This is a genomic window from Micromonospora sp. NPDC005298, from assembly GCF_040607375.1.
Taxonomy (GTDB): Bacteria; Actinomycetota; Actinomycetes; order Mycobacteriales; family Micromonosporaceae; genus Micromonospora.
In genome coordinates this window covers 38,178-54,991 of record NZ_JBEXGP010000005.1, presented here as the reverse complement: position 1 = coordinate 54,991, position 16,814 = coordinate 38,178, and the positions used below count along the sequence as shown (strand labels likewise).

General features: G+C 68.9%; 11 protein-coding genes. 1 reads left to right on the top strand and 10 read right to left on the bottom strand.

Annotated elements, in window-relative coordinates; translation table 11 throughout:
• The first annotated feature begins 89 nt into the window (after positions 1-89).
• Positions 90-1,466: a DNRLRE domain-containing protein gene (locus ABZS77_RS12365; RefSeq protein WP_354821465.1), complete on the top strand. Its 1,377-nt coding sequence runs from the start codon at positions 90-92 to the stop codon at positions 1,464-1,466.
• Positions 1,467-1,533: 67 nt separating this feature from the next.
• Here ABZS77_RS12365 and mmsB read toward each other — a convergent pair whose 3' ends face one another.
• The 10 genes from mmsB to ABZS77_RS12315 all read right to left on the bottom strand — a co-directional run bounded on the left by mmsB (position 1,534) and on the right by ABZS77_RS12315 (position 16,684).
• Entirely contained in the window at positions 1,534-2,784 is a 1,251-nt protein-coding gene (gene mmsB, locus ABZS77_RS12360; protein WP_354821462.1) for a multiple monosaccharide ABC transporter permease, read from the bottom strand.
• Positions 2,781-4,319, bottom strand: coding sequence for a multiple monosaccharide ABC transporter ATP-binding protein (gene mmsA, locus ABZS77_RS12355; RefSeq protein ID WP_354821459.1), 1,539 nt, complete (start codon positions 4,317-4,319; stop codon positions 2,781-2,783). Before mmsA ends, mmsB begins: the two co-directional genes overlap by 4 nt.
• Positions 4,320-4,397: 78 nt before the next feature.
• Entirely contained in the window at positions 4,398-5,540 is a 1,143-nt protein-coding gene (gene chvE / locus ABZS77_RS12350) for a multiple monosaccharide ABC transporter substrate-binding protein (RefSeq protein ID WP_354821456.1), read from the bottom strand.
• Between the two features lie 298 nt (positions 5,541-5,838).
• On the bottom strand, positions 5,839-7,485 hold the full coding sequence (locus ABZS77_RS12345; protein ID WP_354821453.1) for an alpha-galactosidase: 1,647 nt from the start codon (positions 7,483-7,485) through the stop codon (positions 5,839-5,841).
• Positions 7,486-7,727: 242 nt separating this feature from the next.
• Positions 7,728-8,714: a LacI family DNA-binding transcriptional regulator gene (locus tag ABZS77_RS12340; protein ID WP_354821450.1), complete on the bottom strand. Its 987-nt coding sequence runs from the start codon at positions 8,712-8,714 to the stop codon at positions 7,728-7,730.
• 412 nt (positions 8,715-9,126) lie between these two features.
• Positions 9,127-11,220, bottom strand: a complete 2,094-nt coding sequence (locus tag ABZS77_RS12335; protein WP_354821447.1) for an RICIN domain-containing protein — start codon at positions 11,218-11,220, stop codon at positions 9,127-9,129.
• 340 nt (positions 11,221-11,560) lie between these two features.
• Complete coding sequence (gene araA, locus ABZS77_RS12330; protein ID WP_354821444.1) at positions 11,561-13,063, bottom strand: L-arabinose isomerase; 1,503 nt, start codon at positions 13,061-13,063, stop codon at positions 11,561-11,563.
• 26 nt (positions 13,064-13,089) lie between these two features.
• On the bottom strand, positions 13,090-14,079 hold the full coding sequence (gene yjfF / locus ABZS77_RS12325; RefSeq protein ID WP_354821441.1) for a galactofuranose ABC transporter, permease protein YjfF: 990 nt from the start codon (positions 14,077-14,079) through the stop codon (positions 13,090-13,092).
• Positions 14,076-15,146, bottom strand: coding sequence for an ABC transporter permease (locus ABZS77_RS12320; RefSeq protein ID WP_354821438.1), 1,071 nt, complete (start codon positions 15,144-15,146; stop codon positions 14,076-14,078). The genes yjfF and ABZS77_RS12320 overlap by 4 nt, the downstream gene beginning before the upstream one ends.
• On the bottom strand, positions 15,143-16,684 hold the full coding sequence (locus ABZS77_RS12315) for a sugar ABC transporter ATP-binding protein (RefSeq protein ID WP_354821435.1): 1,542 nt from the start codon (positions 16,682-16,684) through the stop codon (positions 15,143-15,145). The genes ABZS77_RS12320 and ABZS77_RS12315 overlap by 4 nt, the downstream gene beginning before the upstream one ends.
• Positions 16,685-16,814 lie beyond the last annotated feature (130 nt).

Genomic DNA, 16,814 nt, shown 5'->3' with positions numbered 1-16,814 from the left:
CGGATGCGCTGTTCACCCGCCCGTGACCCGCCGGCCCATCGACCTTCCTACATTCCTTGCGCTTCACACCCGTAGCGAAGGAGTCCTGGATGGACATGCGATTTCCCCGCCCGTCGGTGACCGTGGGGGTGGTCGCGGTGCTGCTCGCCTCGACGGCCGCCGCCGTGGCGACCGGAGCGGGCGCGGCCTCGGCGGCGAGCGCGACATTCGCGCCGGTCGCCGACACCTACGTGCAGAGCGACACGGCGGCCACCAACTACGGCACCTCCCCGCAGATCGTGGCGGACAACTCGCCGGTGCGGCGCTCGTTCCTGCGCTTCACCGTCAGCGGGGTCAGCGGCACGGTGACAAGCGCGAAGCTGCGGCTGCGCACGATCAGCGGCAACGACGGCAGCGACGCCGGTGGCACGTTCCGGCGGATGTCCAACACGACCTGGTCGGAGACCGGCACCACCTGGAGCAACCAGCCGGCCATCGACGGCGCGACACTCGGCTCGCTCGGTGCGGTCAGCGGCGACACCTGGTACGAGGTCGACGTCACCGCCGCGGTCACCGGCAACGGCACGTACAGCTTCGGTGCGACCTCGACCAGCGGCGACGGCGCCTACTACGACACCCGGGAAAGCGGAGCGGACGCGCCGCAACTCGTGGTCACCACCGGGACCACCACACCGCCGTCCGGCGACCCGGTCTTCGTGGGCGCCGGCGACATCGCCAACTCCGGCTCCGGTGACACCGCGACCGCCGCGCTGCTCGACACCATCCCCGGCACCGTCTTCACCACCGGCGACAACGTGTACGACAACGGCACCGCGTCGCAGTTCGCCAGCTACTACGAGCCCACCTGGGGCCGGCACAGGGCCCGCACCCGACCGTCGCCGGGCAACCACGACTACAACACCTCGGGCGCGACCGGCTACTACACCTACTTCGGTACGGCCGCCGGCCCGAGCGGTCGCGGCTACTACTCCTTCGACCTCGGCAACTGGCACATCGTGTCGTTGAACTCCAACATCAGCATGTCCGCCGGGTCGGCGCAGGAGCAGTGGCTGCGCGCCGACCTGGCCGCCAGCGGTAAGCCGTGCACGCTCGCGTACTGGCACCACCCGCTGTTCACGTCCAGCTCCAACCACGCGCCGTCGACGTCGACACGCCCGCTGTACCAGGCGCTCTACGACTACAACGCCGACGTCGTGGTGTGGGGCCACAACCACGTGTACGAGCGGTTCGCCCCGATGAACCCGGCCGGTGCCGCCGACGCCAGCCGGGGCATGCGCAGCTTCGTCGCCGGGATGGGCGGTGCGAGCCACTACGCCTTCGGCACCATCCAGCCCAACAGCGAGGCACGCAACAGCTCGGCGTACGGGGTCCTGAAGTTCACCCTGCACTCCGGCAGCTACGACTGGCAGTTCGTGCCGGTCGCCGGCCAGACGTACAACGACAGCGGCACCGCCGCCTGCCACTGACCGTCTGATGCGACGCGTGCCCCCTGCCCGTACGGCGGGCAGGGGGCACGGACGTCCGGTCGTGATGTCAGCGGGCCGAGCCGGCGCGGCGCTTGTTGTAGACGTCGAAGGCCACGGCGACGAGCAGCACGAGCCCCTTGACCACCGACTGGGTCGACTGGTCGATGCCCATCAACTGCATGCCGTTGCTCATTACCGCCATGATCAGACCACCGACCATCGCGCCGACCACGGTGCCCACGCCGCCGGTGACCGCCGCGCCGCCGATGAACGCCGCGGCGATCGCGTCCAGCTCGAACATGTTGCCGGCCGCCGGCTGTGCGCCGTTCGACCGCGACGAGTAGATGACACCGGCCACCGCCGCCAGGAAGCCCATGTTGACGAACATCCAGAAGTTGACGGTGCGCACCTTCACGCCCGACAGCGCCGCCGCGGAGAGGTTGCCGCCGATCGCGTAGACCTGACGGCCGAAGACGGTGCGCCGGGTGAGCAGGCCGTAGACCAGGACCAGCACCGCCAGGATGATCAGCACGATCGGCAGGCCACGGGCGTGCGCCAACTGCCAGGCGAAGTACATGATGACCGCGCCGACCGCGACGACCCGGGCGACGAACAGCGGGAACGACTCGACGGGCTGCTGGTAGCGGATGCGGGCGACCCGGGTGCGGAACCCGCTCACCGCGTAGCCGGCCACCGCGACGGCGCCGATCAGCAACGTGAAGGCGTCGAAGCCGTTGCCGCCGAGCAGCCCGTTGAGGAAGCCCGCCGCGACGCGCTGGTACTCGGCCGGGAACGGCGACAGCGAGATGTTGTCGAGCACCCGCAGGGTGAGACCCCGGAACAGCAGCATTCCGGCGAGGGTCACGATGAACGCCGGGATACCGGCGTACGCCACCCAGAAACCGTGCCACGCGCCGACCGCCACGCCGACGGCCAGGGCGGCCAGCACGCCGATCCACCACGGGTGCCCCTGCTGGATCACCAGGACGGCGGAGATCGCTCCGGTCAGCGCGACCACCGACCCCACCGACAGGTCGATGTGCCCACCGATGATCAGGATGACCATCCCGATCGCCAGCACCAGGATGTACGAGTACTGAAGGACGATGTTCGTGATGTTGCCGGGGCTCAGTGACACCCCGTCGGTCAGGATCGCGAAGAGCCCCACGATGACGACCAGGGCGACGTAGATCCCGCTCTGCCGCAGGTTGTTCAACACCAGCGCCCGCAGGTCGCTGGTCCCCGTGTGCAGGGCGGCGGCGGGCGTGCTGTCCGAGGGCGTCGGGCGCTCCGCCGGAGGGGTCTTGATGCTGGTCATCCGACGAGCTCCTTGTCCTTGGTCATCAGCTCCATGAGGCTCTCCTGGGTCGCCTCGCCCACCGGCACCTCACCGGTGATCCGGCCGCCGGCGAGGGTGTAGATCCGGTCGCACATCCCGAGCAGCTCCGGCAGCTCCGAGGAGATGACGATCACCGCCTTACCGGCGGCCACCAGCCGATTGATGATCGTGTAGATCTCGTACTTCGCGCCGACGTCGATCCCACGGGTGGGTTCGTCCAGGATCAGCACGTCCGGGTCGGTGAACAGCCACTTCGACAGCACGACCTTCTGCTGGTTGCCGCCGGAGAGCTTGCCGACCACCGCCATCACGCTCGTGGTCCTGATGTTCATCTCCCGCCGGCTCGTCTCGGCGACCTTGATCTCCTCGTTGCCGTTCACCCAGCCCAGCCGGGAGAGCCGGTCCAGAGCGGCGGCCGAGACGTTGCGGCGGACGTCGTCGATCAGGTTGAGGCCGTACCGCTTGCGGTCCTCGGTGACGTACGCGATGCCGTTGTCGATCGCCTCGGCGACGGTACGGGCCTGCACCTCGCGCCCGCGTACGAACAGCCGGCCGCTGATGTCCCGCCCGTACGACCGGCCGAACACGCTCATCGCCAACTCGGTGCGCCCGGCCCCCATGAGACCGGCGATGCCGACGACCTCGCCGGCGCGGACGGACAGGCCGACGCCCTCGACGACCTTGCGGTCCTGCACCGGGTGACGCACCGTCCAGTCCTCGATGCGCAGGATCTCCTCACCGGGGGACGACTCCCGGTCGGGGTAGAAGCTGTCCAGGTCGCGTCCGACCATGCCGCGGATGATCCGCTGCTGGGTCACCTCGCCGGCCTTCATGTCGAGGGTCTCCACCGTGCGCCCGTCCCGGATGACCGTGGTCGAGTCGGCGATGGCGGTGATCTCGTTGAGCTTGTGCGAGATCATGATGCAGGTGATGCCCCGGTCGCGCAGTTGCCGCAGCAGGTCGAGCAGGTGGGCGGAGTCGATGTCGTTGAGGGCGGCGGTCGGCTCGTCGAGGATGAGCAGGCGCACCTTCTTCGACAGCGCCTTGGCGATCTCCACGAGTTGCTGCTTGCCCACACCGAGCTGGATGACCGGGGTCACCGGATTCTCGTGCAGCCCGACGGACTCCAGCAGCTGTGCCGCCTCGGCGTTGGCCCGGTTCCAGTCGATGAGCCCACCGCGACCGCGCCGCTCGTTGCCGAGGAAGATGTTCTCCGCGATCGACAGGTACGGCACCAGGGCCAGCTCCTGGTGGATGATGACGATGCCGTCGGCCTCGCTGTCGCGGATGCCGCGGAACTGCACCGGCTTGCCGTCGAACAGGATCTCGCCGTCGTAGGAGCCGGTCGGGTGGACGCCGGAGAGCACCTTCATCAGGGTGGACTTGCCGGCGCCGTTCTCACCGCAGATGGCGTGGATCTCCCCCCGGCGTACCGAGAGGGTGACGTCCTCGAGCGCGGTCACGCCGGGGAAGGTCTTCGTGATGCGGCGCATCTCGAGGATGGTGTCGTCCATGGTCACTGTCCTCTGTCAGGTCGGACGTGGTACGCCACGGCGTCGGGCCCGGCGTGACCGCCGAGCCCGACGGGTGGCTTACTTCTTGGCCTGACCGGCGGCGACCTCTTCCGCCGTCCAGTAGCCGGAGTCGATCAGCGTAGCCTTGATGTCGTCCTTGTAGACGGTCGCGATCGGCAGCAGGTACGACGGGACGACCTTGACGCCGTTGTCGTACGTCTTCGTGTCGTTGGCCTGCGGCTGCTTCTTCTGCAGGAACGCCTCGGCGGCGTTCACGGCCTGCTCGGCGAGCAGACGGGTGTCCTTGAAGACCGTGGAGTTCTGCACGCCGTCGTTGATCAGCTTGATCGAGGCGATCTCCGCGTCCTGGCCGGTGACCACCGGGATCTTCTTGCTGGCGCTGCCGTAGCCGGCGTTCTGCAGGGCGGTGATGATGCCCCGGGAGATGCCGTCGTACGGCGACAGCACACCGTCGACCTTGGCGCCGTCGTTGTAGCTGGAGGTGAGCAGGTCCTCCATGCGCTTCTGCGCGGCCTCCTGCTGCCACCGCAGGATGGCGACCTGCTCGATCTTGGTCTGACCCGACTTGACCTTCAGCGTGCCGGCGTCGATGAACGGCTTCAGCGTGTCCATCGCGCCGCCGAAGAAGTACTGCGTGTTGTTGTCGTCGAGCGAACCGGCGAACAGCTCGACGTTGAACGGACCCTTGGCCGTGCCCTTCGAGCCGTCCTTGTTCTGCAGGCCGAGACCGACGAGCAGGGAGGTGGCCTGGGCGACGCCGACCTTGTAGTTGTCGAAGCTGACGTAGAAGTCGACGTTCTTGCTGCCGCGGATCAGCCGGTCGTAGGAGATGACCGGAATCTTCGCGTCGGCGGCGGCCTGCAGCTGGCTGTTGAGCGCCGTGCCGTCGATCGCGGCGATGACCAGGACGTCGGCGCCCTGGGTGATCATCTGGTCGACCTGCTGCGACTGGGTGGGGATGTCGTCTCCGGCGTACTGGAGTTCGACCTTGTAGCCCTTGGCCTCAAGCTTCTGCTTCACGGCGTTGCCGTCGGCGATCCACCGCTCGGAGGTCTGGGTCGGCATCGAGACGCCGATGGTCAGGTCTCCGGGCTTGTCCGCGCTCTTGTCGTCACCACTGCCGGCGCCCTCGCCACTGCATGCCGCCAGGCTCAGCGCCAGCACCGCGCCGCCGAGAGCAACCAGGAATCTCCTGCCCACGGACCTCTCCTCTCAGGACTCCCCCGCCGAGTGCCGGGGCCAACTGTCACCTTTCGGGTAGTGTTAGCGCTCACATAGGGGACGTCAACACCTGATCCGAAATACCGGTGTCACGGTCTCGTAACGGAGGCGTCCGCGCAAGTGCGATCGCGGCGCCGACCGGCGGGAAACGCGGCCGGCGCCGGTGCGGGACCCCGGACGGACCGGTGCCCGCGGACGACGTGTCGTCCGCGGGCACCCCGCACCGTCGGCGGTCAGGTGGGTCGTGGCGGCCCGGTCGGCCGGCGGACCCGACCGGCTACCGCCGCGTCCACCGCTGGTTCGCCGCCGCGGTGCAGGTCCAGAGGATCACCGTGGTGCCGTTGGCGGTGCCGTTGTTGTTGACGTCCAGGCAGAGCCCCGACTGCGCGCCGCTGATCGTCCCGTTGGTGTTGATGGTCCACCGCTGGTTGGCCCCACCGTTGCAGTCCCAGATCTGCACCCGGGCGCCCGCCGTGGCGTTCAGCGGCGCGTCCAGGCACTTGCCGAGGGACTGCAGCGTCTGCCCGTTGACTGTCCAACTCTGGTTCGCGGCGCCGTTGCAGTCCCAGATCACCGGCTGGGTGCCGTTCGCCGTGTTGCTGTTCGGTACGTCCAGGCAGCGACCGGAGGCGGCGCTGGCGAGGGCGCTCGACGTGGTCGGCGGCGGGGTCGTGGTGCCGCCACCGCTGACCCGGTACACCACAGTCCCGTGCGCGGGGACGCTGGCGCTGATGGTCCCGCCGCTGGAACTGGTGCCGCCCGTCCACGCGTCGACGAGGGTGAACGACGTGCCGGACTTGCCGACGGCGGCGGCCGTGGTCGAGATCGTCGTCGTCGAGGCGCCCTGGTTGAACAGGGCGACGGCGACGTCACCGTTGGCGAGCCGCTTGGCCAGCACCCGACGCGTGCCGTCGAACGACACCTGCGTCCCCTGCAACCCGAGCGAGTCCTGGTTGATCGCGATCAGGTTGGCGTTCTTGAGGATGGCCTGCGTCGCGGAGTCCATGTTCCGCACGTCGTTGCCGGCGATCAACGGCGACGCCATGATCGCCCACATCGCGAAGTGGCTGCGCATCTCCGTGTCGTTCATGCCGCCACGGCCGATCTCCATCATGTCCGGGTCGTTGAACCCGCCCGGGCGCGCGTAAGACGCCAGCGGAACGGTCACGTCGATGATGTTCTGGATGCCCATCGGGTAGCCGTTGGTCTGCCCGGTGTTCCACGCGTTGGTGATGTCCTCGGTGGTCCGCCACATGTTGGCCACGTCGCCCCAGTTGCGCTGCGGGCCGGTCTTGGCGTGGATGCTGTTGGAGTTGATGCTGTAGACGATCGGCCGGCCGGTGGCGGCCAGCGCGTCACGCATCTTGGCGAAGGTGGTCACCTGGTCGTTGATGCTGCCCTCCGGCGAGCACCAGTCGTACTTGAGGAAGTCCACGCCCCAGGCGGCGAACTGGCGGGCGTCCTGCGCCTCGTGGCCGCGGCTTCCGGTGGCGCCGGGATAGGAGTTGAAGTACTGGGCGCAGGTCTTGTCGACAGGCACCTGGTAGAGGCCGAACTTCAGGCCCCGGGCGTGCAGGTAGTCGCCGAGCGCCTTCATCCCGCTGGGGAACCGGCCCGGGTCGCCCTGGAGGTTGCCGGCGGAGTCCCGGTTGGGGTTGAACCAGCAGTCGTCGACGACGACGTACTGGTAGCCCGCGTCCCGCATTCCGCTGTTGACGATCGCGTCCGCCGACTGGCGGATGAGCGCCTCGTTGATGTTGCAGCCGAACGAGTTCCAGGAGTTCCAACCCATCGGAGGTGTGCGGGCCACCCCGTTGTCCAACGCCTGCGCCGCCGGGGCGCCCAGGCCGACGAGGGCGCCGGCCAGCAGCACTCCCGCCGCCGCTACGCTTGCCCACCGACGACCTCGGGTGATGCGGTTCATCGAGCCTCCTTGCCGGTGGCGCCCGCCTCGCGACCGCGATCACTGACCCGTGGACTGATAGCCGGACACCAATGTTGTTAACGCTAACAGTGACGGCCATCATGTTACGGCGCGATTTCAGGACGTTCAATACCTGCCGCACACCGAATCGTCATACGTCGATCGGCTTGACCGGGCCCCCATCGACCGACGCCATAGCGGCACGACGGCGGGCAACAGGTGCGCGCACCGCCCGCGAACGGTCAGCGACGGGGCGGCGCGACACTGTCGCGGGCGACCAGGGTCGGTGCGATGGTCTGGCGCAACGCCCCGCCGGTGCCCGACTCGATCTGGGTCAGCAGCAGGTGCAGACTCGCCCGCGCCACCGCGTCGAAGTCCGGTCGGACGGTGGTCAGCGGAGGAATGAAGTACGCGGCCTCCGGCACGTCGTCGAAGCCGACGACGCTGATGTCGTCCGGCACCCGCCTGCCGAACTCGTGCAACGCCCGCAGCACGCCCAGTGCGAGATGGTCGTTGGCGGTGAAGACCGCGGTGACCTCCGGCATCCGCGCGAGCATCTGCCCGCAGCGGTAACCTGACGCCGCGGACCAGTCCCCCGGCATCAGCGGCGGCGGGTCCGTACCGGCGGCCAGCAGCGCCTGCCGCCATCCGTCGATGCGCCCGACGCTGTCGAACCAGTCCGACGGCCCGGAGACGTGCCAGACGGTGCGGTGCCCCGCGTCGAGCAGATGTTGCGTCGCCGCCCGGGCGCCCGCCACCTGGTCGACGGTCACCAGCGGCACCGGCCGGCTCGGATCGCCGTCGACGGTCACCAGCGGGACGTCCTTGGGCAGGCGCTCCAGCGCCTCACCGGCCGACTCGACGGGCGCGATGACGACGATGCCGGCGACCCGGTGCGACAGGTGCCGCTCGACGGCCGCCGAGATGGACCTGTGGTCCAGGTTGCGGACACTTCCCACGCTGACCGCGAAGCCCTCCGCCGCGGCGGTCTGCTCCAACGCGGCAAGCAGTGACGCCGGACCATAGAGCGTCGTGTTCTGGGCGACCACACCGATGACCTGCGACCGGCCGGTCACCAGCGCGCGTGCCGCGCCGTTCGGGCGGTAACCGAGCTCGGCGATCGCCGCGCGCACCCGCAGCCGGGTCTGCTCGCGGACGTTGGGGTGCCCGTTGAGCACCCGCGACACCGTCTGATGGGAGACACCGGCGAGACGAGCAACGTCCGTCATCGCGGGACCGTGGACGGCCATTTAACTCCCCCCGCTACATCTCCGGTCCGCAGCCCGTCGACGTCGACTGGAGCAGCCCGGCCCGATCCCCTCGCTCAGCCACCACGCCGGTGCTGAATCCCAGGTGACCAGCGCTGGATCGCCGACAGTCTACGCCAGCGAAGGCCTCCGACACGGTTCGGCCTTGCGGTGCGGATCGAAGGTCCGAGCTGGCCGAGCGCCGCACTTCCCCGTCTCCCACACGGCCTCCGTCGTCGCGCGCCGGACGGAGAACCGTCGCCGGCCCGCTCCACACCCCCGCAGAGGGCGTGGAGCAGGCCGGCGACGGTCTGACGCGGTGCCGTGGACCGCACCCGGTGGACGGACGCAGGGCCGACCGTCCACCGGCCGTCCGATCAGCGTGTGACTGGTGTCACGGTGTCGTCAGGTCGAATCGGCGCACCGTGACCGCCCCACCGAGCGACTGGGTGGCGTGGTTGAAGATGGCGAACCGGTAGCCCATGAAGAACTGCCAGTTGTTCGCCAGGGTCAATGCGTTGCCGAACGACGTGAAGTTGACCCCGTCGGTGCTGTACGAGAAACGGGCCTGCCGGCCGGAGCCGGGTCTGATGTCGGCGTTGGCCCGCAACCAGATCCGGCCACCGGAGACGGCGGTGCTCGCCACCTCGCTACCGGTGCTCGTGGTGTTCCAACTGCCGTCCATCGTCAGGCCGTTCTGCATGACCAGCCGGGTGGACCCGTTGTCCCGCCGGACCCCGATCCAGGCCGACGAGTTGCGCAGCACCGCCAGGCCGGTGCGGTCACCGTCGCGCATGGTGGAGTAGTCCAACTCGATGGTGGCGGTCGAGGTGGGGCCCTGGATGCGGTGGGTCAACGTGTTGCGCGCCTTGTACAGGTCGCCGGTGACGGTGGCGGTCTGCAGGTTGAGCCCGTTGTTGACCGACCACTTGCTGTTGTCGGGGTTGTGGTTCCACTCCCACTGCGGGCCGAGCGTGGTGCCGGCGAACGTGTCGCTGCCGGTGAGTGGCTTCACCGCGCGCGGTGGCGCGGGCAGGTTCGGCTTCGGGTACGAGGTGCCCCACGTGCCGTTGACCGTCTGGAGGACGGGCCAACCGTCGCCGGTCCAGGTGATCGGTGCCATGGCCGGCATCCGACCACCGGGGTACGCGTCGACGAAGGACATGTAGTACCAGTCGCCGTTCTGCGTCTGCACCAGCCCGCCCTGGTGCGGCACACCGCCGCCGGAGATCGGGCCGGGCAGGTTGAGCAGCACCTGACGCTGCTCGTACGGGCCGAAGGGACCGTTCGTCGACTTCAGCACGTACTGGCCGTTGGCCGGGCGGGTGAGCCAGATGTAGTAGGCGCCGTTGCGCTTGTAGAACCGGGCACCCTCCAGCGTCCCGATGCTCGACGGCGTCTGGTACACCTGCTGGGCGCGGACCTGCGACTTCCCGTCGGCGGACAGCTGCGCCACGCTGATGGTGCTGTTGCCGTACGCCACGTACATGGTGTCGTTGTCGTCGATCAGCATCCCGGCGTCGTAGTAGCAGTTGGGGATGGTGGTGTGCTTGCTCCACGTGCCGTCGACGGCGGACGCGGTGTAGATGTGGGTCTGCGCGAAGTCGATGCACCCGGCCCAGTAGTACGTCTTGTTGCTCGGCCGGTAGTTCAGCGTCGACGCCCAGATCCCGTCGACGTACGCGTTGCCATCGCTCATGTCGTACTTCGACCCGAAGTCCAGTCGGGGTACGGAGTGCCCGGCGAACTCCCAGTTCACCAGGTCGTACGAGCGCAGCACCGGGGCGCCCGGCGAGTAGTGCATGGTCGACGCCGACATGTAGTAGGCGTTGTCCACCCGGATGATGTCGACGTCGGCGAAGTCCTGCCAGATGACCGGGTTCGTGTAGGTGCCGCCCGTGGGCGGCGGGTTGCCGCCGCCGACCGGGACGAGCTGCCACTGCTGGTTGCTGCCGCCCCAGTCGTCGTACTGCACGATGTTGCCGCCGTCGGCGGTCGAGGCGCCCTGCACCTCCATCGCCTTGTTGCTGTTCCGGTTGATCAACCGGATGTAGCCGCTGTCCGAGTCGGCCAGCCGGAACTGCTGGTTGGTCCCGTTGCCGTCCGCCCACTGCACGATCGAGGCGCCGTTCGCGGTGGAGAAGTTGTAGACGTCGAGCACCTTGCCCGAGTGCCGCGACTTGAGCCGGTAGTAGCCACCACCGGAGTCGACGAACTGCCACTGCTGCCAGGCGCCGTCGTTGCGCGCCCACTGGGTGATCCGCGCGCCGTCGTTGGTTGCCTGGTTGTACACGTCCAGGGCCTTGCCGCTGTTGCGGTTGACCAGCACGTACCACGCGTTGGTGTCCACCGTCGCCGCCGACGCGGCGGTCGGCGCGACGGCCGCGACCGCGCCACCGACCAGCACCGCCACCGCGGCGGCCACGAGCCGCGACATCCACCCGCGCCGGTGTGGCGCACCCCGGGGAACCCGACCGATGGAAAGCATGATCCTCCTCTGCTGACGCGAACCGAGCGGTCTGGGTCGGCGTCCGCGGCACCGGGCGGGGCACCGAGCTGACCGCGACCCGATCATGTGATCGCTAACACGGCTCGCCCGACGGCTGCGGCATCCTCCTGCCGGAACCGGGAGGCGAGGACCCATGCCGGCCCGGCCAACCGAAAGACATCGACCATCTTGGCTATAGACTGTGAGCGATAACATGCTTGTAGTCAAGGCGTAACACCCGCGACCCGCCGGCCTGCCAGGTGTGCGAACGGGTGTGGCCCGCCCCGGCCCGCAGGCAGGGACGGGCCACCCGTCAGAGAAGGCGCTCGGAGCGCGTCGGTCAGAAGCCGCGTGCCAGCCGGTAGTAGGCCTGGTTCCAGCGGATCTCGTCGGCGAAGCGGCGGGGCTGCGTGTCGGCGTCGATGACCACCAGCTCGGTACGGCTCATCTCGGCCAGGTCGTGCAGCTCCTCCACCCCCACCGCCTGCGACAGCACGGTGTGGTGCGGCGCGCCAGCGGTGATCCACGACTCCGCCGACACCGGCAGGTCCGGTCGCGGACGCCAGACGGCGCGGGCCACCGGCAGCCGGCGCAGGGGCTGCGGCGGAGTGACCACGTCGATCTCGTTGGCGACGAGCCGGAAGCGCTCCCCCATGTCGGCCAGGCCGAGCACCACGGCCGGACCGGGCGCGGCGTCGAAGACCAACCGGACCGGGTCCTCCCGCCCGCCGATGCTCAGCGGGTGGATCTCCACGTTCGGCACGCCGGACGCGATGGTCGGGCAGACCTCCAGCATGTGGGCGCCGAGCACCAGCTCCTCGCCGGGGGTCAGGTCGTAGGTGTAGTCCTCCATGAACGACGTACCGCCGTCCACCCCCACCGACATCGCCTTGATGGTGTGCACCAGCACCGAGGTCTTCCAGTCGCCCTCACCACCGAAGCCGTAGCCGTCGGCCATCAACCGCTGCACCGCGATCCCGGGCAGCTGACGCAGACCACCCAGGTCCTCGAAGTTCGTCGTGAACGCCCGGAACCCGCCCTCGTCCAGGAAGGCGCGCATGCCCAGCTCCAGGCGGGCCGCGTAGCGCAGGGAGTCGTGCTGCGCGCCCCCGGCGACCAGACTAGCCACCACGCGGTAGGTGTCCTCGTACTCCTTGACGAGGTCGTCGACCTGCGCGTCGGTGACCTCACCGACGACCTTGACCAGGTCGTTGACGCCGTACGTGTTGACCGACACCCCGAAGCGCAGCTCCGCCTCGACCTTGTCGCCCTCGGTCACCGCGACGTCGCGCATGTTGTCGCCGAACCGGGCCAGCCGCAGCGACCGCATCGCCGACCAGCCGAGCGCCGCGCGGGCCCACGCCCCGACCCGGGCGCTCACCCGCGGGTCGCTGACGTGCCCGGCCACCGTCTTGCGGGCCACACCGAGCCGGGTCTGGATGTACCCGAACTCGCGGTCGCCGTGCGCCGCCTGGTTCAGGTTCATGAAGTCCATGTCGATGTCGTTCCACGGCAGCAGGACGTTGGCCTGGGTGTGCAGGTGCAGCAGCGGCGTCTGCAACGCGTCCAGACCGGCGATCCACATCTTCGCCGGAGAGAAGGTGTGCATCCACGCGATGACCCCGATGGCGCCCTGCGCGGCGGCGTCCCGGCAGACCTGGAGGATCTCACCGCTGTTGGTCAGGACGGGCTTCCAGACCACCCGGGCGGGAATCTGCGGCGAGTCGTCGAGCGCGGCCGCGATCTGCCGGGACTGCTCGGCGACCTGCCGGAGCGTCTCCTCGCCGTACATGCCTTGGCTGCCGGTGAGGAACCAGATCTCGGGTGCGGTGTGTGGTGCCATGGAGTTGCCTTCCGCGAGAGGGGCGGTCACTTGTAACGGATTCCGATGAGGCGCTGGAGGAGGATGAACGCGAAGAGCAGACCGCCGATCACGATCTTGGTCCACCAGGAGTTGAGACTCCCGTCGAAGGTGATGAGGGTCTGGATCACGCCCAGGACCAGGACGCCGAGCACCGTGCCGAAGACGTAACCCGCGCCGCCGGTGAGGACCGTGCCACCGATGACGACGGCGGCGATGACGTCCAGCTCCATGCCGACGGCGATCAGTGGCGCGCCGGAGAGGGTGTAGAACGACAGCAGGATCCCGCCGATCGCCGAGCACAGACCGCTGATGGTGTAGACCGCGATCCGGGTCCGCCCCACCGGCAGACCCATCAGCAGGGCCGACTGGGGGTTGCCGCCGATGGCGTACACGTTGCGACCCAGCCGGGTGTAGGCGAGCGTGTACGCGGCCACGGCGACCACCACGAAGGCGATCAGCACGCTGATCGAGACGAAGTTCCCCCGCGGGTCGCCGATCCGCTCCTGCGACATCCTGGTCCAGAACCCGTCGGTGATCGGGATGGACGAACCGGAGATGAACGTGCACATGCCCCGGGCGAAGAACATCCCGGCGAGCGTGACGATGAACGGCTGGATCTCGAAGAAGTGGATGGCGCAGCCCATCAGCAGACCGAGCGTCGGGCCGATGAGCAGGGCGATGACGAGCACCAGCGCCGCCGGCAGTCCCTCCTGGAGCAGCCACGCCGAGACCATCGCCGTCATGGCGACGACGGACCCGACCGACAGGTCGATGCCGCCGGTGAGGATCACGAAGGTCATCCCGATCGCGACGACGAGCAGGAAGCCGTTGTCGATGAAGACGTTGAAGATGACCTGGACGTTCGAGAACGCCGTGTACTGGGACACGCCGATGCCGTACATGACCAGCAGGAGGGCGAGCGTGGCCAGGACCGGAATCTGCCGCCTGGGCAGCCGGAACCGGGCACGGCCGGCGGTGAGCGATCCAGTGGTCATGCCGGCACCTGCTCCTTCGGCTTGTCGGCGATGGTGGGCGGCGGCGCAGCGGTGCGCCGACGCCTGGCGAACCGGGCCCGGAATGCCGGCGCCTGGATGAGGCAGACCGCGATGACGACGACCGCCTTGAACAGCAGCGAGGTCTGCGGCGAGATGTCCATGGCGTACACCGTGGTGGTCAGGGTCTGGATGATCAGCGCGCCGAGGATCGTGCCGCTGAGGAAGAACCGGCCACCGGCCAGGGACGTACCGCCGATGACGACCGCGAGGATGGCGTCCAGCTCCACCCAGAGGCCGGCCGCGTTGCCGTCGGCGCTGGAGACGTTGGCCGTCATCATGAAACCCGCGATCGCGGCGCACGCCGCGCTGATCACGTACGCGAGGAAGATGACCCGGCCGGACTTGATGCCGGCGAGCCGGCTGGCCACGGCGTTGCCACCCACCGACTCGATGATCATGCCGAGCGCGGTACGACGCGTGAACGCGGCGACGAGCAGGGCCGCGGCGAGCGCGATGAAGATGGCCAGCGGCAGGGTCAGCGCGTGGCCCAGGCCGATCGCCCGGTACGGCTCGGAGTTGATGGTGATGATCTGACCCTCGGTGATCAGCTGGGCGAGGCCCCGGCCGGCCACCATCAGGATCAACGTCGCGATGATCGGCTGGATACCGATCACGGCCACCAGCACCCCGTTCCAGGCGCCGAGCACCAGCGAGACGCCGAACGCCAACGCCAGGGCGGTCAGCACCACGGCGAAGCTGTTCTGGTCGGGCTGCTTGCTGATGTACATGCAGGCGATCGCGCCGCTGATCGCGCAGAGCGAGCCGACCGACAGGTCGATGCCGCCGGTCGAGATGACCAGGGTCATGCCCAGCGCGACCAGGATCAGGGGTGCGCTCAGCCGCAGGATGTCGATCGGAGTGCCGTACAGGTGCCCGTCCTTGAGCTCGATGGACAGGAACCCGGGCCGGTAGATCGTGTTCGCGGCGAGCATCACGACCAGCACGGCGGCGGGCCAGAACAGCCGGTGACCGATCATCGCCCGGTAACGGCTCGTGGTGTCGTTCATCGGTCTGCCTCCTCCCGGTGGGAACCACTGGCGATGGTCTGCATGATGCGGTCGGCGTCCAGGTCCTCGTCGTTGGCGAGCTGCGCGACCATCTGCCGGTCGCGCATGACCGCCACCTTGTGGCTGAGGCGCAGCACCTCCTCCAGCTCGGCGGAGATGAACAGCACCGCCATCCCGCCGTCGGACAACTGCGTCACGAGCCGCTGGATCTCGGTCTTCGCGCCGATGTCGATGCCCCGGGTCGGCTCGTCCAGGATCAGCAGCCGCGGCTCGGTGATCAGCCACCGGGCCAGGAGCACCTTCTGCTGGTTGCCGCCGGAGAGGTTGCGGACCGGCACCTCCGGGTCCGCCGGACGGATGTTGAGGGCCTTGACGTACTTGTCGACAAGCTCGTCCTGGCGGCGACGCGGGACGGGCCGTACCCAGCCACGGGCCGCCTGCATGGCGAGGATCATGTTCTCGCGGACCGACAGGTCGGCCACGATGCCCTCCGCGCGGCGGTTCTCGGAACAGAAACCGACGCCGTGGTCGATGGCCTGGGCGGGCGTACGCAGGCTACTGGACGTGCCGTCCACGGTGACCTGACCGCCGTCGGCCCGGTCGGCGCCGAACAACAACCGTGCGACCTCGGTACGCCCCGAGCCCAGCAGGCCGGCCAGGCCCACCACCTCGCCGGCGTGGATGGTCAGGCTGAACGGCTCCACCGCGCCAGCCCGGCCGAAGTCCGACACCGCCACCAGGGGGGTGCCCTCCTCCAGCGCGGCCAGGTCCCGCCGGGAGTGCTCCTCGATGCCCTCCAGGACGTCGAGTTCCTTGCCGATCATCTTCTCGACCAGGGAGAGCTGCGGCAGCTCGGCGGTCGGGAACTCGCCGACCAGCCCGCCGTTGCGCAGCACGGTGATGCGGTCCGCGATCTCGTAGACCTGGTCCAGGAAGTGCGTCACGAACAGGATGGCGATGCCCTCGTCCCGCAGCTGCCGCATGATGCGGAACAGCTGGGCCACCTCACCGGCGTCCAGGCTGGAGGTCGGCTCGTCCAGGATCAGCACCCGGGCCTGGATGTCGATGGCGCGGGCGATGGCGACCATCTGCTGGATCGCGAGGGAGTACGAGCCGAGCGGCGCGCTGACGTCCAGGTCGAGGTCGAGGCGGGCCAGGAGGGCTCGGGCGCGGCGTCGGACCTCCCCCCAGCGCACGGCGCCGAGGAACCGGGGTTCGCGGCCGATGAAGATGTTCTCCGCCACCGAGAGGTTGGTGCAGAGGTTGACCTCCTGGAAGACCGTGCTCACCCCGGCGGCGGTGGCCTGCATCGGCCCGCTGAACGACACCGGCTCGCCGTCGAGGGTGACCGTGCCCGCGTCGGTGTCGTAGACGCCGGTCAGCACCTTGATGAGGGTCGACTTGCCGGCGCCGTTCTCGCCCATCAGGGCGTGCACCTCGCCGGGGAAGAGCCGGAAGTTGACGTCGTGGAGTGCGCGCACCCCGGGGAAGGACTTGCTGATCCCGGTCATCGTCAGGACCGGACGGCTATCCGTCATCCCATCAGACCTCTTCTGGGTTGTCGACGCGGAAGGCCGCTGCGCTCCCGTGCGCCCGCCCGGTCGTCCCTGCGGATCGTCCGGGCGGGCGGGGTACGGGATGGTCGCGGGCCATGCCCGGTCCGTTGCG

Coding starts and splice junctions, on each gene's coding strand:
- ABZS77_RS12345 (WP_354821453.1), bottom strand. CDS start 7,485: ATGAACCGCATCACCCGAGGTCGTCGGTGGGCAAGCGTAGCGGCGGCG.
- mmsA (WP_354821459.1), bottom strand. CDS start 4,319: ATGGACGACACCATCCTCGAGATGCGCCGCATCACGAAGACCTTCCCC.
- mmsB (WP_354821462.1), bottom strand. CDS start 2,784: ATGACCAGCATCAAGACCCCTCCGGCGGAGCGCCCGACGCCCTCGGAC.
- ABZS77_RS12365 (WP_354821465.1), top strand. CDS start 90: ATGGACATGCGATTTCCCCGCCCGTCGGTGACCGTGGGGGTGGTCGCG.
- ABZS77_RS12315 (WP_354821435.1), bottom strand. CDS start 16,684: ATGACGGATAGCCGTCCGGTCCTGACGATGACCGGGATCAGCAAGTCC.
- yjfF (WP_354821441.1), bottom strand. CDS start 14,079: ATGACCACTGGATCGCTCACCGCCGGCCGTGCCCGGTTCCGGCTGCCC.
- ABZS77_RS12335 (WP_354821447.1), bottom strand. CDS start 11,220: ATGCTTTCCATCGGTCGGGTTCCCCGGGGTGCGCCACACCGGCGCGGG.
- ABZS77_RS12340 (WP_354821450.1), bottom strand. CDS start 8,714: ATGACGGACGTTGCTCGTCTCGCCGGTGTCTCCCATCAGACGGTGTCG.
- araA (WP_354821444.1), bottom strand. CDS start 13,063: ATGGCACCACACACCGCACCCGAGATCTGGTTCCTCACCGGCAGCCAA.
- ABZS77_RS12320 (WP_354821438.1), bottom strand. CDS start 15,146: ATGAACGACACCACGAGCCGTTACCGGGCGATGATCGGTCACCGGCTG.